Source organism: Aquibacillus koreensis, assembly GCF_025154055.1.
GTDB lineage: Bacteria > Bacillota > Bacilli > Bacillales > Amphibacillaceae > Aquibacillus_C > Aquibacillus_C koreensis.
Genome location: NZ_JAOALK010000031.1, coordinates 24,946 through 45,824 on the forward strand (window position 1 = coordinate 24,946; position 20,879 = coordinate 45,824).

The 20,879-nt window shown below is 36.1% G+C and carries 25 protein-coding genes and 1 pseudogene; 18 read left to right on the forward strand and 8 right to left on the reverse strand.

Annotated features, from left to right (window positions below):
* The first annotated feature begins 73 nt into the window (after positions 1–73).
* From NYQ66_RS07215 to NYQ66_RS07230, 6 genes and pseudogenes are all read left to right on the forward strand, one after another.
* On the forward strand, positions 74–631 hold the full coding sequence (locus NYQ66_RS07215; RefSeq protein WP_259868344.1) for a GbsR/MarR family transcriptional regulator: 558 nt from the start codon (positions 74–76) through the stop codon (positions 629–631).
* 81 nt (positions 632–712) lie between these two features.
* Positions 713–1,657 carry a 3'-5' exoribonuclease YhaM gene (gene yhaM, locus NYQ66_RS07220; RefSeq protein ID WP_259868347.1) on the forward strand — a complete coding sequence of 315 codons (945 nt, stop codon included), beginning with the start codon at positions 713–715 and terminating at the stop codon, positions 1,655–1,657.
* Positions 1,658–1,684: 27 nt separating this feature from the next.
* On the forward strand, positions 1,685–1,888 hold the full coding sequence (locus NYQ66_RS21420) for a hypothetical protein (protein WP_311202007.1): 204 nt from the start codon (positions 1,685–1,687) through the stop codon (positions 1,886–1,888).
* A 12-nt stretch (positions 1,889–1,900) separates the two neighbouring features.
* A pseudogene (locus tag NYQ66_RS21425) lies at positions 1,901–2,431 on the forward strand (MFS transporter); the annotation flags it as partial.
* Positions 2,420–2,953 (forward strand): MFS transporter, encoded by a 534-nt coding sequence (locus NYQ66_RS21430; protein WP_311202011.1) that lies wholly within the window; start codon positions 2,420–2,422, stop codon positions 2,951–2,953. The pseudogene NYQ66_RS21425 and the gene NYQ66_RS21430, both read left to right, overlap by 12 nt.
* Positions 2,954–3,594: 641 nt before the next feature.
* The gene (locus NYQ66_RS07230) at positions 3,595–3,801 is read left to right on the forward strand and encodes a sporulation YhaL family protein (protein ID WP_311202008.1); all 207 of its coding nucleotides are present in this window, start codon (positions 3,595–3,597) and stop codon (positions 3,799–3,801) included.
* Positions 3,802–3,846: 45 nt separating this feature from the next.
* Here the strand turns inward: NYQ66_RS07230 and NYQ66_RS07235 are convergent, their stop codons facing one another.
* Entirely contained in the window at positions 3,847–4,752 is a 906-nt protein-coding gene (locus tag NYQ66_RS07235) for a peptidylprolyl isomerase (RefSeq protein WP_259868349.1), read from the reverse strand.
* A gap of 192 nt (positions 4,753–4,944) precedes the next feature.
* On the opposite strand from NYQ66_RS07235, the gene NYQ66_RS07240 reads away from it, so the two are divergent.
* Positions 4,945–5,028 (forward strand): YjcZ family sporulation protein, encoded by an 84-nt coding sequence (locus NYQ66_RS07240; RefSeq protein WP_259868645.1) that lies wholly within the window; start codon positions 4,945–4,947, stop codon positions 5,026–5,028.
* A gap of 180 nt (positions 5,029–5,208) precedes the next feature.
* On the opposite strand, the gene NYQ66_RS07245 is transcribed toward NYQ66_RS07240, so the two are convergent.
* Together NYQ66_RS07245 and NYQ66_RS07250 are read right to left on the reverse strand one after the other, a co-directional pair.
* Complete coding sequence (locus tag NYQ66_RS07245; protein ID WP_259868351.1) at positions 5,209–5,388, reverse strand: hypothetical protein; 180 nt, start codon at positions 5,386–5,388, stop codon at positions 5,209–5,211.
* 164 nt (positions 5,389–5,552) lie between these two features.
* Positions 5,553–6,089: a DUF3267 domain-containing protein gene (locus NYQ66_RS07250; RefSeq protein ID WP_259868353.1), complete on the reverse strand. Its 537-nt coding sequence runs from the start codon at positions 6,087–6,089 to the stop codon at positions 5,553–5,555.
* Positions 6,090–6,254: 165 nt separating this feature from the next.
* Here NYQ66_RS07250 and NYQ66_RS07255 point away from each other — a divergent pair, with 165 nt between their 5' ends.
* Positions 6,255–6,602, forward strand: a complete 348-nt coding sequence (locus NYQ66_RS07255) for a YhaI family protein (protein ID WP_259868355.1) — start codon at positions 6,255–6,257, stop codon at positions 6,600–6,602.
* Here the strand turns inward: NYQ66_RS07255 and NYQ66_RS07260 are convergent.
* Entirely contained in the window at positions 6,597–7,103 is a 507-nt protein-coding gene (locus tag NYQ66_RS07260) for a GbsR/MarR family transcriptional regulator (RefSeq protein WP_259868359.1), read from the reverse strand. The genes NYQ66_RS07255 and NYQ66_RS07260 overlap by 6 nt on opposite strands.
* A 319-nt stretch (positions 7,104–7,422) precedes the next feature.
* Here NYQ66_RS07260 and NYQ66_RS07265 point away from each other — a divergent pair, with 319 nt between their 5' ends.
* The 3 genes from NYQ66_RS07265 (at position 7,423) to NYQ66_RS07275 (ending at position 10,482) form a co-directional block, all read left to right on the forward strand.
* The gene (locus NYQ66_RS07265) at positions 7,423–8,622 is read left to right on the forward strand and encodes a quaternary amine ABC transporter ATP-binding protein (protein ID WP_259868361.1); all 1,200 of its coding nucleotides are present in this window, start codon (positions 7,423–7,425) and stop codon (positions 8,620–8,622) included.
* Entirely contained in the window at positions 8,615–9,460 is an 846-nt protein-coding gene (locus NYQ66_RS07270; RefSeq protein WP_259868363.1) for an ABC transporter permease, read from the forward strand. Before NYQ66_RS07265 ends, NYQ66_RS07270 begins: the two co-directional genes overlap by 8 nt.
* 68 nt (positions 9,461–9,528) lie before the next feature.
* Positions 9,529–10,482, forward strand: coding sequence for a glycine betaine ABC transporter substrate-binding protein (locus NYQ66_RS07275; RefSeq protein ID WP_259868365.1), 954 nt, complete (start codon positions 9,529–9,531; stop codon positions 10,480–10,482).
* Positions 10,483–10,704: 222 nt separating this feature from the next.
* On the opposite strand, the gene NYQ66_RS07280 is transcribed toward NYQ66_RS07275, so the two are convergent.
* Both NYQ66_RS07280 and NYQ66_RS07285 read right to left on the reverse strand, forming a co-directional pair.
* Positions 10,705–11,061 carry a YtxH domain-containing protein gene (locus NYQ66_RS07280; RefSeq protein WP_259868367.1) on the reverse strand — a complete coding sequence of 119 codons (357 nt, stop codon included), beginning with the start codon at positions 11,059–11,061 and terminating at the stop codon, positions 10,705–10,707.
* Between the two features lie 253 nt (positions 11,062–11,314).
* Entirely contained in the window at positions 11,315–11,740 is a 426-nt protein-coding gene (locus NYQ66_RS07285) for an HIT family protein (RefSeq protein WP_259868370.1), read from the reverse strand.
* A 489-nt stretch (positions 11,741–12,229) separates the two neighbouring features.
* Between NYQ66_RS07285 and NYQ66_RS07290 the strand changes: the two genes are divergently transcribed.
* From NYQ66_RS07290 to NYQ66_RS07300, 3 genes are read left to right on the forward strand one after another with little or no spacing between them, the layout of a single operon-like run.
* Positions 12,230–12,976: an ABC transporter ATP-binding protein gene (locus NYQ66_RS07290; protein WP_259868646.1), complete on the forward strand. Its 747-nt coding sequence runs from the start codon at positions 12,230–12,232 to the stop codon at positions 12,974–12,976.
* The gene (locus tag NYQ66_RS07295; RefSeq protein ID WP_259868372.1) at positions 12,969–14,183 is read left to right on the forward strand and encodes an ABC transporter permease; all 1,215 of its coding nucleotides are present in this window, start codon (positions 12,969–12,971) and stop codon (positions 14,181–14,183) included. Before NYQ66_RS07290 ends, NYQ66_RS07295 begins: the two co-directional genes overlap by 8 nt.
* A 40-nt stretch (positions 14,184–14,223) precedes the next feature.
* A complete protein-coding gene (locus NYQ66_RS07300; protein ID WP_259868647.1) occupies positions 14,224–14,913 on the forward strand; it encodes an EcsC family protein in 690 nt (229 codons plus the stop codon).
* A 34-nt stretch (positions 14,914–14,947) separates the two neighbouring features.
* Here NYQ66_RS07300 and NYQ66_RS07305 read toward each other — a convergent pair whose 3' ends face one another.
* Positions 14,948–16,114, reverse strand: coding sequence for a M20 family metallopeptidase (locus NYQ66_RS07305; RefSeq protein ID WP_259868373.1), 1,167 nt, complete (start codon positions 16,112–16,114; stop codon positions 14,948–14,950).
* 516 nt (positions 16,115–16,630) lie between these two features.
* Positions 16,631–17,095, reverse strand: coding sequence for a ferritin-like domain-containing protein (locus NYQ66_RS07310; RefSeq protein WP_259868374.1), 465 nt, complete (start codon positions 17,093–17,095; stop codon positions 16,631–16,633).
* Between the two features lie 180 nt (positions 17,096–17,275).
* Between NYQ66_RS07310 and NYQ66_RS07315 the strand changes: the two genes are divergently transcribed.
* From NYQ66_RS07315 to NYQ66_RS07330, 4 genes are all read left to right on the forward strand, one after another.
* Positions 17,276–17,908: a phosphatase PAP2 family protein gene (locus NYQ66_RS07315; RefSeq protein WP_259868376.1), complete on the forward strand. Its 633-nt coding sequence runs from the start codon at positions 17,276–17,278 to the stop codon at positions 17,906–17,908.
* 338 nt (positions 17,909–18,246) lie between these two features.
* Complete coding sequence (gene liaF / locus NYQ66_RS07320; protein WP_259868378.1) at positions 18,247–19,020, forward strand: cell wall-active antibiotics response protein LiaF; 774 nt, start codon at positions 18,247–18,249, stop codon at positions 19,018–19,020.
* Positions 19,021–19,032: 12 nt separating this feature from the next.
* Complete coding sequence (locus NYQ66_RS07325) at positions 19,033–20,073, forward strand: sensor histidine kinase (RefSeq protein WP_259868380.1); 1,041 nt, start codon at positions 19,033–19,035, stop codon at positions 20,071–20,073.
* A gap of 15 nt (positions 20,074–20,088) precedes the next feature.
* Entirely contained in the window at positions 20,089–20,721 is a 633-nt protein-coding gene (locus tag NYQ66_RS07330) for a response regulator (RefSeq protein ID WP_259868381.1), read from the forward strand.
* The last annotated feature ends 158 nt before the right edge of the window (positions 20,722–20,879 follow it).

Genomic DNA, 20,879 nt, shown 5'->3' on the forward strand with positions numbered 1-20,879 from the left:
TAACCTAAGAGAGTAACGAATAATTTGGGATAGAACCTATTCTAAAATAGAGTGGTAGTTGGAGGTATTGGCATTGCCTAATAAGGAAAGGACGCAAGAATGGACAGACTATGAAGAAATTATTGAAAAGTTTGTACAAGTTATAGCAAAAAACATGAACCTATATGGAATAACCCCTTCTGTAGGCAGATTATATGGTGCTTTGTATTTTAGTGATGGACCGATGACATTAGATGATATGCGCGATGCTTTAGAAATGAGTAAAACAAGTATGTCTACAGGGGTGCGATCGCTATCAGAAATGAAGATGGTCGAGCCAGCCTATAAAAAAGGTGTAAGAAAAGATCTATATAAATCGGAAGAGGATTGGTATAAGTCTTTTACATCCTTATTTGGTAATAGGTGGAGACATCACACAGAAACAAACATTGAAGAAGCGGAAGAAGCCATCCAGGAACTAGAGTCAATCAAGTGTGATACAAAGGATCAACACCTTTCAGAGCAAATTGACCGCGATATTGAAAGGCTGCGTTATGCGCAAAATTATTATCGCTGGCTCATGCGATTTATTCAAGTGGTGGAATCTGGTGAAATATTTAAGTTTGTTCCAAAACACGATGATCAAAAATAAAGAGTATTGCCCTTACTACATGATTTTTGTGGTAAGGGTTAATTAATAGAAAAATGTATCAGTTCGAGAGGAGGAAAGAATTTGAAAAAAGGTATTGGATTTTATAATGTAGGGGAAATATTTGATTATTTTATGTTAATTAAATCTGCAACTAAAGGGGTTGCAAGTAATGGAAAACCCTTCCTGACACTCATTCTTAAGGATGTTACAGGTGAAATTGAAGCGAAATTATGGGAAGCAACACCTGAGGATGAAGAATTGTTCCAATCAGAGCAACTTGTCAAAATTTCCGGGGAGGTTAATCAATATCGAGGAAGATCCCAGTTGAAAATACATGCAATTAGACCTGCTCAACCAACGGATGGCGTACATGCTAAGGATTTTATCGAAAAAGCTCCTGTTGAAAAAGAAGAATTAATGAGTAGATTGACGGAGATTATTTTTGAAATGAAGAATCCTAATATTCAACGAATAGTACGTTACTTTATTAAGAGATATCAAGAAGATTTGTTGGTTTACCCAGCAGCAGTAAAAAACCACCATGAATATGTATCTGGCTTAGCTTACCACACTGTTTCGATGTTAAATATCGCCAAAGAACTTAAGAGACTGTACCCGGAAATAAATGCTGATTTGTTGTATGCAGGGGTTATTCTTCATGACTTAGGAAAATTAAAAGAACTATCTGGTGTAACAGCCCCCTCTTATACGTTAGCAGGAAAGTTAATCGGACATATTCCAATGATGGTAGAAGAAATTGGACAAGTTGCAAGAGAACTAGAAATAGAAGGGGAAGAAGTAACAATCCTTCAGCATATGGTTCTTTCCCATCACGGAAAAGCGGAATGGGGAAGTCCAAAACCCCCGCTTGTTCGCGAAGCAGAGCTATTACATTTAATCGATCTTATCGATGCAAAGATGAATATGTTGAACCGGGCTTTAGAAAAAACCAAGCCAGGTGATTTTACCGACCGTCTGTTTGCGATGGATAATCGTTCCTTTTATAAACCATTATTTGAAGAATAGGTAGACAACTAGAACGGAGAGAACAACATGAAGTGGAAAGATTGGGATAGGAATTTAAGGATTAGATTATTTGGTGAAGGTACGATGAACTTCTTGTTCTGGTCCTATTTTCCATTTATGACAATTTTTTTTGAACGGTCGTTTGGAAAAGATAAAGCAGGTTGGTTATTAATTGCTTCACAGGCATTTTCGGTTATCGCTAGTTTAGTAGGTGGTTATTGTGCTGACTGATTTGGACGAAAACGAATGATGGTAATTGCAACGACTGGTCAATGCTTAACATTTCTTCTATTCGCTTATGCAAATTCTCCTTGGTACACCTCACCTATTATTACGTTTGTGTCTTTTTCTTTGTTAGGTGTATGGGGAGCCCTATATTGGCCAGCATCACATGCGATGGTTGCAGACGTTGTTAAAGAAAAACATCGTGCATCGGTGTTTGCGGTGTTTTATACGTCTATTAATATAGCAGTCGTCGTTGGTCCAATAATAGGTAGCTTTATATTCTATCAATATCGGTTTGAAATGCTTCTTGCAGGCGCGATTTTGACAGGAGTTCTTACTTTCGTGCTTCAAAAATACTTAGCAGAAACAGTTACCTTGAAAGAAAGAATAGAGGAAGCTGAAAAAACCTGGTATCGTTCTGTATGGAATGAGCTTCGTGTATATCGGGTCATTGCAAAAGATAAAGATTTTCTGCTTTTTATTATTGCTGGGGTTTTAGTTGCTCAGACATTTATGCAATTAGATATATTAATTGCAGTGTACACAAGTGAAGTTATTCATAATCAAACCTTGTTTAAACTAGGTGAATTCCACTTATCAGTAAGTGGAGAAACTGCATTTGCGATTGTATTAGCACAAAACGGATTTTTGGTTGCACTATTTACGGTTTATATCACACGAGTGATGACGAGATTTAAAGAGAGTAAAGTGTTTATAACTTCTAGTATTTTTTATGCTTGTGGAATTTCCTTATATGGCTTCACACAAAATATCTGGATGTTTTTCTTAGCAATGGCTTTATTTACATTAGGTGAATTAATGGTTGTAGGTATTCAGGAGAGTTTTGTGGCTAAATTGGCACCTGAAGATATGCGAGGACAGTACTTCTCTGCAGCTAGCTTGCGATTTACTGTGGGTAAACTAATTGCTCCTTTAAGCCTTGTGTTAACAAACTATTTATCCTATAGTATCGTATTTATGACCTTAGGCATCCTAGCTTTAATCAGTGCTTACGTCTATTATGTGTTATTTAAGAAGATGGAACAAAAGGTGAATACAACAGCGACCTAATTGAACATATTAAACTCTAAACTACGACGCAGTAGATATAAACTCCGTCGTAACTAAAAATGGAATATTGCTCTACCGTTCCGGAAATACACTTCGCTTTCCGTGGGGCGAGCGCCGAGCCGCTTCGTCGCTTTGCTCCTGCAGGGTCTCGCCTGTCTCGCAGATCCCACAGGAGTCTACGCGTATTTCCTCCACTGGCTTTTATGTACAATATAAAGATAGATTTTATTCATGTAGGTGTGTTCATGAACTTTGCTTATATAATAAGGTCACTCATTTTCAAGACGCAGTTACTAGCGAATCAAGTTAAATTAGCGACACTCCTGCGGGAACAGCGCGAGCCGAAGATCCACTCAGGAGCGCTCTTTGCTACTGAGTTAGCTGAGGCCGTGCCCGCAAGAGGAATCTGAACTTAGAAAAATCCGGGTTCTGGGATTTTTCGTGATTCCTCCGCGGAAAGGGAGCCAATTTCACTTGAGTAGCGGGTCAGATAGTTACGACAGAGTTTATGTAAAGTGCGCGATAACTTTTGGTTTTTTTGTGAATGAAGTGAGTTCTAACAAAGAAAGATTAAACAATATAAACATAAACAGCAAAGCTTGTGCATATATTTAAAGCAAACGTGGACAAGGGGGATAAATATGTTGATATTAGGTATCCCATGGTGGGTATTTATGTTTATATTGTTTATATTTATTAGTGGTTACATGGCCTTTCGAGCAATGGTGGCGGAGAGAAGATTGGAAAAACAGTTTATTGAAAGCCAAGGGCAAGTCTATATGGAAAGAATTGAAAAAGAGCGAATTCAGAAGAAGCAACCAAAGAATACTGAACAAATATCAGGATAAAAAAAAGCTTTTCTATCATAATTAATGATAGAAAAGCCTTTTTATTTATTCTTCAGTAGTTGCTGGTTCTTCGGTTGCTTCTTCAAGTTCTTCAAAATTGAAGATATCTTCTAATCCTTCAACATTAACGTCAACATTTGCATCTGTAACAAATTGTTGTAATTTTGCAGTCGCATCAGCATCTTCAACTTTACTATTAGCTATCTCTGTGCGTAGTTCTTCTTTCATATCTTCCAATGATTCTACATCTTCAGCAGAACGCTTGTCTGTAACTTTAATGATATGCCAACCATTTTGTGTTTGGACGGGATCACTTACTTCTCCAACTTCTAGAGCATAAGCAGCATCTTCGAATTCAGGTACCATGGATGGTGTTTCTGGTGAACCAGAGAAATAACCAAGATCTCCACCTTGTTCAGCTGTTCCGTCAGTTCCAAACTCTTTAGCTAAGGCTGCAAAGTCTTCCCCTTCATCTAATCTTTGCTTTAGTTCCTGTGCAGTTTCTTCACTTTCTACAAGAATGTGGCTAGCTTGAACTTCTGTTTCGTAACGTGCATATTTATCTTGTAATTCTTCATCTGACACTTCTACATCATCTGTGATTGCTTTGGTTTGTAATAATTGCATGTATAGTGCTTCGCGGAATGCATCTTCGTCTTTAAAGCCACTTTGTTGTAGCACTAGTTCAAACTGATCGCCGAATTGATCTTTAGATTCTGCGATTTTATCATCTAATTCAGCATCAGAAACCTCAAACTTGTCTTCTAATACTTTTGTCAATACCATTTGTTGCAATACTTGTTCTCCGTTAGAATTCTTTAATTCCTCGTAAAACTCTTCTTTTGTAATATCTCCAGCTTCCGTTTCTACAACTGTTTCAGGGTCTTCAGAGCAAGCAGAAAGTGCTAAAATCCCTGCTGCGATCGATGTTGCGATGACTAGCTTTTTCATTATTTAAAACACTCCTAATCTAAGTTCTTTGGCTACGGCTGTACATGCCCATGAAATAATATAACACACTTTTGTATAAAAATAATAGTATCGTCCGAAATTACTTACTTTTTACATAAATTGAGTCAGGTGCCTATCCAAAACTAAGGCATACTGCATAAGCTATATTAAACAGGGTAAGGAGGTGTTTTCATGGGTGCAGCATACACTGGTGGATTTGCGTTAATCGTTGTGTTGTTTATCTTGCTAATTATTGTAGGTGCAGCATGGCTATAATTATAAAGGAAAAATAAAAAAAGGATGATAAATACAATTTGTATTTATCATCCTTTTTTTGTTATGGAAGAAGCTTATGTACAATTGGTCAGAAAAACTTTGACACTCGTTATTCATTATTGATGCTAAAACAAGCGTCAAAGTTTTTCCAAAAGGACATCCTTTTGAACCAAGATGACTTTATGTGTATAAGACTTCTATATAAGAAGAAATAAGTAATATTGTAATAAGTATATTAATCGTCCGAAAGACATTTGATTGCTTCTCCTTAGCCATCTCGGTTTGTAAACAGAGTCTTAACGTCAATGAGTTGAACAAAAACAAAACCAATAAAGCAAAGGGAACAAATATAATTGTCACATGTATGACCTCCTTATACCTATGAAACTACTTTATCAAAAAAAATTGAAGTTGAACAGTTTAAGATGGAAAAAAATAAGCACCCTATTAAAGAGTGCAGTAATTCTCTAATGTTGCTTATTATCATACCATATTTTATTTCACTTATCATCTTGATATACATGTTAATTTACTAGGATGTCGTACCCATCATCGTCATTTTCAACAATACATTTCTTTGGGGCACGGAGTAACTTTGCGACATAGATATAATCAGTAAACGACAATCCGATATTGATTGCAGTTAAAATAAGAAAATAAGCGAAATAATCAGCAAAAAGATAACTACTTACTAAACCAGGTATCGTAATAAATAAAGTTGGAGCTAACAGTGTTATGATTGATGTTTGTTTAGACATTTTTGTCTTTGTTGAAAGAAAGAATACAGGTAACATACCCATTTTTAGCTGCCATTTTAATTTCACTTTTCTATTTGCAATAATTAGAGGCACAATGTGCATAAGTTTATGCACCAGAGGCAATAATGCTAACCCAAACAATAAAGGGAATAGACCATGGTCCTTAAAGTCATTTGATTGATGAACAATGGAGAATGGAATATAAAGAAAAATAAACGATAACAGTCCTAATAATAAAGAAATAATATATATGCGATTGATGCCAACTTCTCTGTAAACATTTACTGTTTTCCAGCAGTTCATCATCAATTCCCCCTTTAGTACAATGTTAGTAGATTAGTTGCTTTAGGGATTTTATCCTTCAATGACTATAGTATGTTTTACTGGAAAAATCAATAGATATTTTAAATGAAATGCAATAATTCATAACCGTGTATAGTAAATCATATGTTAAAGGGGTCACATTGTATGGGCAAGAGTGCAAAATATGAAGATTTGCAATTTAAGGTTGATCTATTATTACATATTTGTGACATGAAAAAGTATCCATTTTCAAAAATGGTTATCGTAAAAGAATTAACAGAAAAGGAATATAAAGAAGTTATGGTGTTAATTGAGGATTTAGATAGAAGTTTTAAGGAGCAGAAAGAAGAAGGACTTTTAAATTTCGAGTCATTATTGATTCAATTCGTTGGCTTGCTTCCTGAGAAATTACACGTGGAAAAAACGTTACAAGCATTAAAAGAGGAAGGGTATGCCCCTTCCTTAATGAAGATTTTAATGGAACATCATCAACAGTTTACGAAAAACTCATGACTGTTTGATCGGTTTAATTTCTTTAAATGCGTGTTCAATTGATTGATGAAATGTAATCATATCCTTAATACGCGTATATAAAGTATCTATTTCCTTACTTTCTGCTCCGTTACTGTTGGTGTGAAAATCTTCTTTTAACATTAATTCAATTTCTTTTAGGGACTGTTTTTGCCTGGAAGTAGCATCGATCCATTTGTGAATGTAAGTATTCATAAATTTCCTATACAAATGCGCATCAGCCATGTATAAGTCTTTTCTTACCCCTTTTCTCCAAACTCGTTCCACTAGGTTTTGATCTACCAAGTTTCGGATACCAGTACTTACAACTGTCTTACTTTTACCTAAAGCATCGCTCATTTGGTCTAATGTCATTGGAGTCCCTTCGATGTATAAAATAGCAAATAGTCGCGCCTCTGAAGGGGAGATATCAAACATTTCTACCGTTTTTGCAAATTCTGAAACTATTAGGTTATGAATATTTTCTAATTGGTTTTCAGACATATAAACCTCCCTCAAAACCGTTGGTACTCTAAGGTTACAATAAATCGGTAATAAAGGAAAATTGGCTTTTGTAGTCTAAATAGGAGTAAAACACAGTAAATCAAAGGAAAACATGTTTAAACTTTGTACAGTATAAACTGTACGTAAAATACAAACCAAAATAAATGTATTTATCGTTTGAACTTTATATACAAAACAGGCTATAGTATAAAAGGATTGTTCGTTCTGCGTTTTACATTGCAACAAAATATGTATGTAATTCTCGTTTTTTCTATTTATATATGAAAATAGACTATTTGAAATAAGAGAGGTGAATGTAATGCCGGTTATTAGTGTAAAAGACTTATCTAAAGTATTTGGGAAAAATACAAAAGAAGCATTAAAACTATTAGAACAAGGTAAGTCCAAAGAAGAAATATTAAAACAAACTGGCAGTACAGTAGGGGTTAATCGTTCTTCTTTCGATGTAGAAGAAGGGGAGATCTTCGTTATCATGGGTTTATCGGGAAGCGGTAAATCAACGTTGGTACGTTTACTTAATCGATTGATTGAGCCTACTGAAGGCAGTGTTCTAGTAGATGGTGAGAACTTATCTACGATGAATAAAGAAGATTTGAGACGTGTTCGTCGTGAGAAAATGAGCATGGTATTTCAAAAGTTTGCATTATTTCCACACCGTTCGATTATGGAAAATGCAGAATTCGGCTTAGAAATACAAGGGATGGATAAAGAAAAAAGAAGCAAAAAAGCGCGGGAGTCTTTGGAATTAGTTGGATTAGGAGAATATATCCACCAATATCCAAGTCAGCTTTCCGGAGGTATGCAGCAACGTGTAGGTTTAGCACGTGCACTAGCAAATGATCCAGAGGTGCTTTTAATGGATGAAGCATTTTCAGCGTTGGATCCATTAATTAGAAAAGATATGCAAGATGAGTTACTTGATCTTCAGGAAACAATGAAGAAAACGATTATCTTCATTACACATGACTTAGACGAAGCACTCAGAATTGGGGATCGTATTGCCTTAATGAAGGATGGATCTATTGTACAAATTGGTACACCAGAAGAAATACTCGTAAATCCAGCCAATGATTATGTAGAACGTTTCGTAGAAGATGTGGATCGATCTAAAGTATTAACAGCAGAGCACATTATGAAACGTCCAGAAACAATAAACATTGAGAAGCATGGACCGCGTGTTGCGTTAGAACGAATGAAAGAAGAAGGTCTATCTAGTATTTACGTAACAGATGGTAAAAGAAATCTAAAAGGATACGTGACAGCAGATGATGCATCTGATGCACGTAAAAATGAGGTAAGAGATTTAAATCAAATCTTAAAAACAGATGTACCTACCGTTTCCAGAGAAACATCGATGCATGAGATCTTTGAGATTATTCATAATTCACCAGTACCTATAGCAGTAGTGGATGAAGGGAAACTAGTAGGTATTATCGTACGCGGTGCAGTAATCGCCGGTCTTGTTGGCGAGAGTGAGGTGAATGAAGATCATGCTTGATTTTATGGATACTATACCAGTCGGTCCTGCTGTAAAGTCAGCTACGGAATGGATACAAGATACATTTGCATTTTTATTTGATCCAATTAAAAACCAATTTGGTGACTTCATGGATTGGACAGCAGAAAAGCTAGCTGAATTACCACCTATTCTAGTCATTCTACTTGTTGCAGTGTTAGCATTCTTTATTACTGGAAAACGAATAGGCTTACCAATATTTTCAATAGTTGGCTTATGGTTTGTTTATAACCAAGGACTATGGGAACAACTAATGCAAACATTCTCATTGGTTCTAATCTCTAGTTTATTATCTGTTATTATTGGTGTTCCTTTTGGAATATTGATGTCTAAAAGTAAAACGGCAGAAACAATAATTACTCCGATTTTAGACTTTATGCAGACCATGCCGGCATTTGTTTATTTAATTCCAGCGGTTGTGTTTTTTGGAATTGGAATGGTTCCAGGTATATTTGCATCATTAATTTTTGCTACACCACCAACCGTACGTTTTACTAACCTTGGAATAAGGCAAGTGTCAAAAGAATTGGTTGAAGCAGCTGATGCATTCGGTACAACCGGCTCACAAAAGTTATTTAAAGTAGAGCTGCCAATGGCTAAAAGCACAATTATGGCAGGTATTAACCAGACAGTAATGCTTTCACTTTCAATGGTTGTAATTGCTTCTATGATCGGTGCGCCTGGTTTAGGTAGAGAAGTTCTTTCTTCACTGCAAAGGTCACAAATTGGACCAGGTTTTGTTGCCGGGATTGGGATAGTAATTTTAGCGATTATTATTGATAGATTTACACAGAGCCTAAATAAGAAACAAGTTAACTAATTTGTTGGAAACTTTTCAGTAGAAAAGTTAACCATAGATAAAAAATGGAAAAGGGGAGATTTTTAGTTATGTTAAAACTACAATGGAAACATTTCGGTTTAGTAGCCGTACTTATCTTAGCGTTATTCCTAGCCGCTTGTGGTGGCGATGAGGAAGAAACAGAAAATGAAGGCACTACGGACAACACTGGTTCAGAAAATACAGAAGAAAATACAGAAGAAAACACTGGTGTTGCATTAGGCAATGAAGAATTGGAGCTTGTGTACGTGGAATGGGATTCAGAGGTTGCATCTACACACGTTATTGCTAACGTACTTGCATCACAAGGGTATGATGTAGAAGTTACACCAGTAAATAACGCTGCTATGTGGGAAGCTGTAGCAAGTGATGAGGCTGATGGTATGGTTGGTGCTTGGTTACCTGGCACACACGAAGCGCAGTTTAATGAATTTGGTGAAGAAGTAGTACAACTTGGAGCTAACCTAGAAGGTGCTAAAATTGGTTTAGTAGTTCCTGCTTACATGGAAGCAACTACAATTGATGATCTTGCAGACTTTGCTGACGATTTAGATAACAAAATCACTGGTATTGAAGATGGTTCAGGTGTTGTAGCAGCTTCAAGAGATGCGATTGCAGACTATGGACTTGAAGGATGGGAAGTACAAACTTCTTCTAGTGGCGCAATGACTACTGTTCTTGGTGAAGCAATTAGCAACGAAGAACCTATCGTTGTAACAGGTTGGACACCGCACTGGAAATTTGCTGAATATGACTTGAAATATTTAGAAGATCCTGAAGAGTCATTCGGTGGAGCAGAAACGATTGAAACAATGGTACGCCAAGGACTTGAAGAAGATAGCCCAGCAGCATACCAAATTTTAGATAACTTTGAGTGGACTCCAGCTGATATGGAATCTGTTATGTTAGAAGTTATGAATGGAACGTCACCTGAAGATGCTGCAGCAAATTGGGTAGAAAATAACCAAGACACTGTTGACGAGTGGACTGCAGGTTTAGAATAAAACAAAAACTATCTTAGGATCTTATCCTAAGATAGTTTTTTTTATACGTTCATATTCCATTGTTTTTGTGAATAAGGGTTGGCATTAACAAAGGATGCTTTACTCGGAAATTATAGACGAAGGGGAATTAAGGGCCATGTCCTACGGTGCTTAAGAAATGTAGAGATACTCTACAACATGTAGCAACGTCTACATGACCATTGTCTGTGATGAGTTTGCTTTTTATTTCTTTGTTTTTTCCTCGAGTTCTTTTAAACTTTCTTCAATCTGTGCTAAGTGTTTTTGAATATTTTTTTGGTGTGGTTCAATTGTATTTCTCCACGATTCCAGTGATGTTTTTACATCGGCAGAGAGCTCTTTAATTAACGCTGCACCTTCTTTTGAGGTATTCGCAATTTGCTCCGTTAGCAGTTTCCCCTCATCTTTCATTTTATCTACCAACCCAGCAAGTTCTTCGCTCTTAACTTTTAAGTCAGTCCTCAACTGTTTTCCGGACTTTGGAGTACTAAATAATGTTGCAGTAGCGCCGACAGCTCCTCCAACTAAGAAACCAAGTAATAGTGATTTTCCATTCGCCATTGCCTACACTCCTTTCACTCTTATTATACTATTTTCTCGTATTTTGTAGGTATAAAACATATAAAAGATAAAAAAAACTTAATAAAAATGATAACGCTTTCTTTTTGGGTGAGATTGTATAACTGGATTGTGATGGATTGCATATCATATAGTTCCCAACATATCGCAACATAAAACCTTTTTCAATATTAGAATGCCAGATGTATTAGAGAGAAAGCCCCTGTATAGGTAAACAGAGGCAAATCTTTTAATTTTACTTGATTTTTTGATTAATGTCACTTGCAATGTTAGCTAAATCCTCTTGACTGTATTGGTCATTGTTTGTCTTCCATACAGCACCAAATCCGTCACCTTTACCGTATCTTGGAATTAAATGAATATGTACATGAAATACAGATTGACCTGCATCTTCTCCATTATTATTTAATATATTTAATCCTACTGGCTGATACGCTTCTTTAATAGCGTTAGCAATTTTAGGGACACGGCTAAATAAATGTTGTGCCACTTCAGCAGGAGTCTCGTAAATATCTTTTGCATGTTGCTTAGGAATAATTAAAGTATGTCCTTTTGTTACTTGACTAATATCAAGAAATGCATAAACATGTTCATCTTCGTACACCTTTGCTGATGGGATTTCACCTGTAGAGATTTTACAAAATAGACAGTCGTTACTCATGATATCGCTCCTTTATTCATATATTAGTATAATTGTAATGATATTCAAGGTAGTATGTAAAGTGGAAAGAAATTTTAAACTGAAGAAAAAACAAGCGGGTTAGCCCCGATCCAGTTAAGTCTATTGACTCATCTGTATGGGACAACCCGCTGCCTGAAGGAGAAGGTCATTCATCTACACTTGTCTTATTGAACCAGGGGAATGATTCATTCAGAAATCAAGTAAAAACCTGCTGTCAACACCTCATTTGTCTAGAGTTGTTGCTTTACTTCTATTTACAGAAGTGGTTTTTATTTCAGATGTTTGTCTTTCACCGACACCTCATTTCGTGGATTACCACTTGCATGATTGTGACGAAAAAGTAAATCCTTGCTCCTTCACTACGTATTCTGTACAAAATGAAATCATTTTATACGATTAATTTTTGGCAATAATAAGCTTAGATGGTAAAATTTTAACTATAACAGTTGACTTGAGGAGGGGATTACAATCGATCCTTTATTACATATTGAAGATTTAGTCGGAGGATATACGCAAAAAAACGTTCTGCATGGCATTTCTTTCAATGTCCATCCCAATGAGATCGTTGGATTAATCGGACTAAATGGTGCAGGAAAGAGTACGACTATTAAGCATATTATAGGGCTTATGCAACAGAAAAAAGGAAAGGTTGAAATAAAGGGAAAAACGTTTCAACAATCTCCAGAAACATATAGAGGCAATTTCGCTTATATTCCTGAGATGCCGCTTTTGTATGACGAATTAACTTTGTATGAACATTTGCGTTTAACAGCTATGGCTTATAACATTGATGAGCAAACATTTAAAAAACGTTTAGACCCATTATTAAAAGAGTTTCGATTAGAGAAAAAGTTAAAGTGGTTCCCGGTTCATTTTTCAAAAGGTATGAGACAAAAGGTAATGATTATGTGTGCTTTTTTAATAGAACCACCACTTTATATTGTGGACGAGCCATTCGTCGGACTAGACCCGCTTGGAATTCAATCTTATCTTCAATTGATGAACGAGATGAAGGAAAAGGGTTCGGGTGTGCTTATGTCTACCCATATTTTAGCTACAGCAGAAAGGTATTGTGATCGGTTTGTCATCTTACATGACGGAAAAGTAAAAGCACTAGGAACATTAAAAGATTTACAAAATGAGTTCAACATGCCTAGAGCAACATTGGATGATATCTATGTACAATTAACAAAGGAAGAAGATAGCTATGTTTGATGCACGTCAATTTTTCATGGAGCGCTTTTCTACCCATTTAAAAGAAACGAGTCGTTATTTGAAATATATTTTCAATGGCCACATAGCTATTGCTATGTTATTTATAGTATCAGCACTTGCTTTTTACTATCAGCAATGGCTGGCAACAATTCCAGACAATTTTCCAACTGCGATCATTATAGCTATTGGATTTGGTTTTATCGCTAGCTATAGTCCTGTTCGTACCTTACTAAAGGAACCGGACATCATATTCTTATTGCCTGCAGAGCATAAAATGAGTGCTTATTTTCGCTTTACATTACTATATAGTTTTATCATTCAAGTTTATTTGGTATTGTTGTTAGCTGCAGTACTTGGTCCACTTTATTTTGCATCATACCCTAATCAAGCTGGAAGCCAATATTTGCTTATTGTTTTGGTGCTGTTTATTTTAAAGTTTTGGAATTTGTTAGCTAATTGGTGGATGTTGAAAATAAGAGATTATAAAAGTAGATGGACTGATCAAATCATTCGATTTGTACTAAATGCGGTTACCTTTTACTTTTTTGTGAAAGCAGAGTTATTACTAGCAGGGATTACAACAATTCTTTTGTTTTTGTTATTCGTTTACAATTACTACCTGTCCAAACAACAACCCGGTATTGCTTGGGATTTACTCATTGAAAAAGATAACATGCGTATGCGTACGTTTTATCGGATAGCAAATATGTTTACCGATGTTCCTCACCTGAAGATGCAAGTGAAAAAACGTCATGTTCTTGTTTCGTTTTTAACAAGTAGAATTGCTTTTCACCAGGACAAGTCCTTTGATTATTTATATCGAATTACCTTAGTTCGAAGTGGAGACTACTTAGGGATGTATCTTCGTCTGATCTTTATTGGAGGGTTAGCGGTTTATTATGTACCTAATATTTGGTTGAAGGTAATTTTCACATTATTGTTTCTTTATTTAAGTGCCTTTCAATTAATGACATTATGGCAGCATCACCGTACCATTACCTGGTTAGATTTATATCCTGTCTCAACAGAAACGAGGCAGAAGGCTTTGGTAAGTTTACTCATGTCGTTAATGCTCATTCAAGTTGTCGCATTTTTGTTCTTATTTTTGGTGATTGGCCAGATGATAGGATTGATCACTGTGGGTATAACTGGAGTTGTATTTAGTTATTTATTTGTGCATGGGTATGTCAAACCACGGTTAACATGAGGAGGTCACTGGTGTGTATAATTTGACCTATGAACAACAGATGCGTAAAGAAGCGGAGCGTTATTCACGATCGGTGAGAAAAAAGTCATCAGTTATACAACGCACATCAAAAAAGGTTCAAACAAAGGTTAATCATATGATTCCTGATAAAGTCCATTCCGTTGTTACGGAGAGTATAAAGAGGATGATTCAACTAGCCCTTACATCCTCAGAATATATTCGCCCTGTTAAAGTTGATCGTGCTTGGAATTTTGAAGAGCGTGAAAAACAGGTGAAGATCCGTTTAGTGCAAGCCAAAAAGACTGCAATGATCGAAGGTGCAGGTACTGGAGCTGGCGGAATTTGGTTAGGGCTTGCTGACTTTCCCTTATTACTTAGCATCAAAATGAAATTTTTATTTGATGCTGCGCAACTATATGGATTTGATGTAACGAAGTATGAAGAGCGGATGTATTTGCTTCATGTCTTCCTATTGGCTTTTTCTAGTGATGATCATCGAAAAGAAGTGTTACAAGTATTAATGGATTGGGATCAACAAAAAGAGTATTATGCTGAAATTGATTGGAAGACACTCCAATTAGAATATAGGGATTCATTGGATTTTGTGAAAATGTTTCAGTTAATCCCAGGTTTTGGAGCGATCGTTGGGGCAGTTGCAAATAGAAAATTACTGGAACAGCTCGGAGAAGCATCGATGAATATGTATCGTCTACGAATGCTAAAAGAATAATCATAAAAAAAGCAGTTCACTCGAACTGCTTTTTTTACTTTTGGTATAGTTTTACCGTATTAATTAATGTTTTTGCCGCAATTATCATTGCTCTTTCATCGATATCAAACTTTGGATGGTGGTGTGGATACACATGTCCTTCTTTTTGTGCTCCTGTAAAAAAGAAAGCACCAGGCTTCTTCAATAAGTAATAAGAAAAATCTTCACCAGTCATACTCGGAAGAACTTCTTCAGCCTTTTGAACGCCATCCACTTCAGCTGCTGCTCGTAAGACAAGTGCAGCTTGTTCAGGGTGATTAACGACAGGTGGATAGCCTTTTTCATAATCAAATGAGTAGGTAGCATCATAGCTAGTGCATGTACCTTTCGTGATTTTCTCCATCTCATCAATGATTCGATCTTGTAAGTTAGGATCGAATGTCCGAACCGTTCCTGTAATCGTAGCTTTGTCAGCGATGATATTAAATGTTGTTCCTGCTTGAAAAGTACCTATTGTTAGTACTGCTGTGTCTAGTGGATCAACACGTCGACTTATAATGTGTTGCAAATTAGAGACAAGTTGAGAGCCAATCACAATGGCATCGTTTGTTTGTTGTGGCATTGCGCCATGTCCACCTTTTCCTTGAATCGTAATAGAAAAGCGGTCTGCGCCTGCCATAAATTCTTTTGGAGATGTTTGCACCGTTCCATATGGAGTATTGGACCATAGGTGGGTGCCAAATACAGCGTCTAGGTTATCTAACGCGCCTGATTCAACGATTGATTTTGCTCCACCTGGTGCTAATTCCTCTGCATGTTGATGGATAAACACAACGGTTCCTTTCAAATCTGATTGATACGCTTTTAATGCTTTAGCTATGGTTAAGAGTGTTGCGGTATGTGCATCATGACCACAAGCGTGCATCACACCATCTATTTTTGATTTATAGGAAACATTTTTCTCATCTTGAATTGGTAGTGCGTCAAAATCTGCACGCAACCCAACAGTCTTTCCAGGTTTTGCACCTGTTAACGTTGCAATAACACCATTTCCTCCAACATTCGTCTGATATGGGATATCCAGCTTTTCATATTGCTCTGCAATAAACTTTGCTGTTTTTTCTTCTTGAAAGGATAGTTCAGGATATTGGTGTAAATATCTTCTGATTTCAACTGTTTCTTCAAAAAGTGAATCAATGGATTTAAGTATGTCTGCCCACAAAATGATGTTCCTCCCCTACGATATTATTACTCTATTATAACATAGGAAGGTTACGTGCTATTTCATGAAGCATTGTGAGGTAGAGATTTTATTGATTTAAGAGGCTCGTTTCTAAACCATTGTTGCTTATTAAATGTCGGACAGATATAAAATCCGCAGTAGTTCTTGATTATCAAAATGAAGTTATCGCGTTTGAAATAGAGATATTCAAACGCGTCAGAGAGCGAACCTTGAGTTAACACGTTTGAAAGAGATGTATTCGAACGCGTCAGAGAGCGAACCTTGAGTTAACGTGTTTGAAAGAGAAGCATTCGAACGCGTCAGAGGGTGTACCTTAAGTTAACGCGTAAGTTAATAGAGTTTCCGTTGATTTTGGCTGAACTTATTCATACCACTCAAATATGTAGAGATGGATAGTAAAGTTACGTCGCACTTTATAGAAAATTAGTAAAAGCAACAGTCTTTCAAAGAACCAATAAAAAGAGCTTTGTATCAATGATACAAAGCTCTAATGAATTATTTAAAGAAACTGGAGTCTGCTAATAGTCTGTCTGCTTCTTCTTTATGACCAGTTTCATCTGCAATCATGTCCTCTAATTTGACCACTAATTCTGTTAAACCTAATTCTTCAGCTTGTTGCTTTCGCTTTTCATAACGAAGAATAGTGTCTTCTTCTGCTTTTCTTGTATCCTCTAACATATCTTTTGCATCTTTATACTGGTTTACTTTTGCAGGTGTTGTGGTAGGCGTGCCACCTAGTGTCTTAATCTTTTCGGACAGATAAAGCGCATGTCCAATTTCATCATTTATTTCATTCTCAAAGAAAGGTTTTAGTAATGGTCGATATAAACCAGAAACAACAGAAGTATTATACGTATACATAATCGTTGCAGCATACTCATTTGCTAAATCTTCATTTAAGCCATCAATAAGTTCTTCCAATTTACTTTGATCCTTGATTTTTCTTACATTGCTTGCCATGTGAACATCCATCCTTTCTTAATTTTTTGCTTCTAAATATCTACTTCCCTGATGAAAAAAATATAAACGTAATGAAGTAGAGATTCAATTTTCCCTTAGGTATTGCTTGTCTTATTTCTTGTTGTTTTGCATAAACTAATAAGGTGAATATGTAATAGATGAACAGATAGGAGGCAGATCATGAAAACATACTACTATTACGTATCGTTTTTTATACTTGCATTGGTTGTAAATGTTTTACTTCTGATACGTGTAATAGGTGAGGGAATGCCGATGATCGATAGGTGGTCATCTCCTATGGTTGAAGGATTGGATGGTACAACTGTTTTCACTGTTTTTCGGTGGATAACGGAATTAGGTTCGGGAACGTTTCTCATACCATTTAGTATAGTGTTCGCCATTTTTCTTTGGTGGTACGCTCGGGATTGGTTAGCGGCAGTTATGCTACCGTTAGGAACACTTCTCGGTTACCGAGTAAATCATTGGATAAAGATTAGCGTTAATCGGGAACGACCAAGTATATTTGAGGAAGCAGAAGGGGTAGGGTATAGCTTCCCATCTGGACATGCAATGGTAGCTCTAATTGCTTATGGTTTGTGCATTTATTATTTAATTAAATATACCGAATCCAAAAAAATAGCTTTATGGATTAATATCATTGGGATATCGTTAATTCTACTTATTGGTATGAGTCGCTATGTCATTCATGTGCACTATTTATCTGATGTACTAGCTGGGTTTGGGTTTGGCATTATGTTTTTATTTTGTTGGATTGGACTTTATCATCTAATTGGAAACTGGAAAGTTAAATAGTGTACAGAAGATTGAAGATTTCAGTCCTAAGACGGAGACAAAACCATTCCGCCGGTCGTTATAGATCGGCGCTTTTTTATTTATACTACATATAAGTTAGACAATAAATTGTGGAAGCCGTTATAGAATTTTTGTTACTTGTGTCTTACTTTTTAAATTTCAGTAGGTGTTCCTATACCGTATATTATATTATTGTAGGGCCTTTTGGATCAATTATTGTTATAATAAATAGTTGAATCAAGAGAATAATAAATTATTCTATAGATTGATAGTTTGAAAAGAGGACTTTATCCATTTATTACGAATAGAAAATAAGTATAAATAAAGGGTGAATGATAATGAAACACAATTTTGTACGAAATATAATAGCCATCATCATAATTCTCCTGGGAATAGCGTTGGTGCTGACGAATGTCGGTGTCGTAGACTGGGAATTTGCCGAAGCATGGAGTTATATCTATCCAACATTCTTTGTCCTGTTGGGGCTAAAGTGGATGTGGGATGGATTTAAAGGTAAAGGAGGCTTAACTGCGGGATCCTTTCTCACCATTTTTGGTGGACTATTATTACTTGATCGATTTGAGATCATTACATTCACTTTCGGTGATGTGTACAAACTTTGGCCATTATTGATTGTATATATAGGGTTTAGTATTATAGGAACTTCAAGTAAAAAGAAAAAAAAGAAGAAGTTTCAGTTTATATTTGATTCAGATGAGCATGAAAATAGCGAAAAAATGCATGGGAAAAAACAGAAGTTTGCCATCGGTGACCATAAATTTAATACACCTAACTGGAAAGTTGAACCGATGGAACTTTGGAATGCGGTAGGTGACTACCACTTAGATTTTACGAAGGCGTTTATTCCAGATAAAGAAATACCAATAAGAATTCAAGGTTGGGCAGGAGATATACGAATTCTTATGCCTGAAAATCTGGAGTTCTCTTTAGAAGCACATGTGAAAGCCGGTGACATCCATGTGTTTGGTGAGTCTTCGGAGGGAATAAGTCGTGAATTATCTTTTGTAACACCAAATTACGATGAGTCAACGCGTAAGTTGAATATATATTTGAATTTAAAGGCTGGTTCGATCCGAGTAGATAAGGTGTAAGGGGGAATCTATTTGTTAAAACGGTTAAATTCGATCCGATATGCTTATATAAAATCTCATTTTTATGCATTATTTTTAACAACTGTGACGTTACTCGCGATATTACTTTCAATTTTTGTATTATTTGAACCGACTTGGTTAAGTGCGACTGGAATTTTTGTTTTTATTAGTTTATATGTAGTGTTAGCTTTTCTGTTTTCCGTTTATGTTGGATTTAAATCAAGTGGGGATATGAAGGATCGACTAGATTATCTTTCCGTCCTAATAGCCCAGCTAGCTCGAGGGAATTATTCATCGAGGGTTTATGATAACGATGATGATGAAATATCGAGAATTGGTTCTGAGTTAAATGGACTAGGGGAAAAAATGCAAGGCCAAGTAAAGTCATTACAGCGATTAGCTGATGAAAAATCTGAATATGCCAAGTCTGCACATAAAGCTGCTACGATTGAAGAGAGGCAAAGGCTTGCTCGAGATCTACATGATGCCGTTAGCCAGCAGTTGTTTGCATTAACAATGATGTCTCAGGCTTCTTTACGATTATTTGATCGAGATCCAGAACAAGCGCGTGAACAAGTAAAAGAAATGTCAGGAACGGCACTAAAAGCGCAAACAGAGATGCGTGCACTTTTGTTGCATTTGAGGCCTGTAGATCTCTCAGGAGAACCATTACAAATAGGAATACATAATTTAATAGAAGAATTAAAGCAGAAATGTCAGATTGATTTCCATCTGCATTTAGAAGAGGTACAGGGTTTATATGAGACTACAGAGGAACACTTATTTCGCATTGTACAAGAAGCTTTATCGAACATCTTACGGCATGCGAATGCAACTGAGGTTACACTCGATATAGTGAAGCGGAATAATGAGTTATTCGTACATATTGCTGATAATGGTAAAGGATTTGAGTTAGACAATCATCACCAAAAGAAAACATCCTATGGGCTAAAGACAATGAGGGAGCGTACTGAGGAAATCGGAGGTACATTTGCGATAAAGTCCAAAAAAGGCGAAGGAACACATATTGATATTAGAATTCCATTAAGATAGGGGGAGGGATCATAGATGATTAGAGTTGTAGTTGTAGATGATCATGATGTTGTTCGAAAAGGCGTTATTGCTTACTTAATGACAGAACCTGATTTAGAAATAGTTGGGGAAGCATCAAGTGGGAATGAAGGGGCAAAAGTTGTGATCGATAAAAAGCCGGATGTCGTTTTAATGGATTTGATTATGGAAAACGGTACTGGTATAGAAGCAACAGAACAAATCATGAAAGCACATCCAGCCTGTAAGGTTATTATTCTGACAAGCTACTATGATGATGAACAAGTTTTTCCAGCTTTAGAAGCGGGTGCTTTTAGTTATATGCTTAAAACGTCATCTGCAGATGAAATAGCAACGGCAATTAAAAAAGCATTTAAAGGGGAAACAGTAATCGAGTCAAAAGTAGCTAATAAGATGATGACAAGCTTTCGAAATCAAACAAGTAAACCACATGAACAATTGACCGAACGAGAGCTGGAAGTTCTTATGTGTATTGGGGACGGCTTAACGAATCAAGAGATTGGCGATAAGCTATTTATCGGAATTAAAACCGTAAAAACCCACGTAAGTAATGTACTAAGTAAATTAGCTGTTAATGATCGAACACAGGCAGCTGTGTATGCGCATAAGAATGGATTGTTTAAAAAATAATAAATGGATCGAGGAGGCGGTTTGCATTTTGTACCCAAAGTGTAAATCGCTTTTACTTGTTTTATAACTTATGAAAATTAATTATAGTAACTGATAATCTTACTTGGAAGAAATACATAGGAAAAGTGATAGCTTCGAAATGGTAAGGTTTTTCTCTG

Bases quoted from the DNA above. Each gene is read 5' to 3' on its own strand.
- NYQ66_RS07235 (WP_259868349.1), bottom strand. From the start codon at position 4,752: ATGAAAAAGCTAGTCATCGCAACATCGATCGCAGCAGGGATTTTAGCA.
- NYQ66_RS07280 (WP_259868367.1), bottom strand. From the start codon at position 11,061: ATGGCGAATGGAAAATCACTATTACTTGGTTTCTTAGTTGGAGGAGCT.
- liaF (WP_259868378.1), top strand. From the start codon at position 18,247: ATGAAACACAATTTTGTACGAAATATAATAGCCATCATCATAATTCTC.
- NYQ66_RS07240 (WP_259868645.1), top strand. From the start codon at position 4,945: ATGGGTGCAGCATACACTGGTGGATTTGCGTTAATCGTTGTGTTGTTT.
- NYQ66_RS07275 (WP_259868365.1), top strand. From the start codon at position 9,529: ATGTTAAAACTACAATGGAAACATTTCGGTTTAGTAGCCGTACTTATC.
- NYQ66_RS07250 (WP_259868353.1), bottom strand. From the start codon at position 6,089: ATGAACTGCTGGAAAACAGTAAATGTTTACAGAGAAGTTGGCATCAAT.
- NYQ66_RS07230 (WP_311202008.1), top strand. From the start codon at position 3,595: ATGTTGATATTAGGTATCCCATGGTGGGTATTTATGTTTATATTGTTT.
- NYQ66_RS07295 (WP_259868372.1), top strand. From the start codon at position 12,969: ATGTTTGATGCACGTCAATTTTTCATGGAGCGCTTTTCTACCCATTTA.
- NYQ66_RS07285 (WP_259868370.1), bottom strand. From the start codon at position 11,740: ATGAGTAACGACTGTCTATTTTGTAAAATCTCTACAGGTGAAATCCCA.
- NYQ66_RS07265 (WP_259868361.1), top strand. From the start codon at position 7,423: ATGCCGGTTATTAGTGTAAAAGACTTATCTAAAGTATTTGGGAAAAAT.
- NYQ66_RS07310 (WP_259868374.1), bottom strand. From the start codon at position 17,095: ATGGCAAGCAATGTAAGAAAAATCAAGGATCAAAGTAAATTGGAAGAA.
- NYQ66_RS07330 (WP_259868381.1), top strand. From the start codon at position 20,089: ATGATTAGAGTTGTAGTTGTAGATGATCATGATGTTGTTCGAAAAGGC.
- NYQ66_RS07315 (WP_259868376.1), top strand. From the start codon at position 17,276: ATGAAAACATACTACTATTACGTATCGTTTTTTATACTTGCATTGGTT.
- NYQ66_RS07260 (WP_259868359.1), bottom strand. From the start codon at position 7,103: ATGTCTGAAAACCAATTAGAAAATATTCATAACCTAATAGTTTCAGAA.
- NYQ66_RS21420 (WP_311202007.1), top strand. From the start codon at position 1,685: ATGAAGTGGAAAGATTGGGATAGGAATTTAAGGATTAGATTATTTGGT.
- NYQ66_RS07255 (WP_259868355.1), top strand. From the start codon at position 6,255: ATGGGCAAGAGTGCAAAATATGAAGATTTGCAATTTAAGGTTGATCTA.
- NYQ66_RS07270 (WP_259868363.1), top strand. From the start codon at position 8,615: ATGCTTGATTTTATGGATACTATACCAGTCGGTCCTGCTGTAAAGTCA.
- NYQ66_RS07300 (WP_259868647.1), top strand. From the start codon at position 14,224: ATGCGTAAAGAAGCGGAGCGTTATTCACGATCGGTGAGAAAAAAGTCA.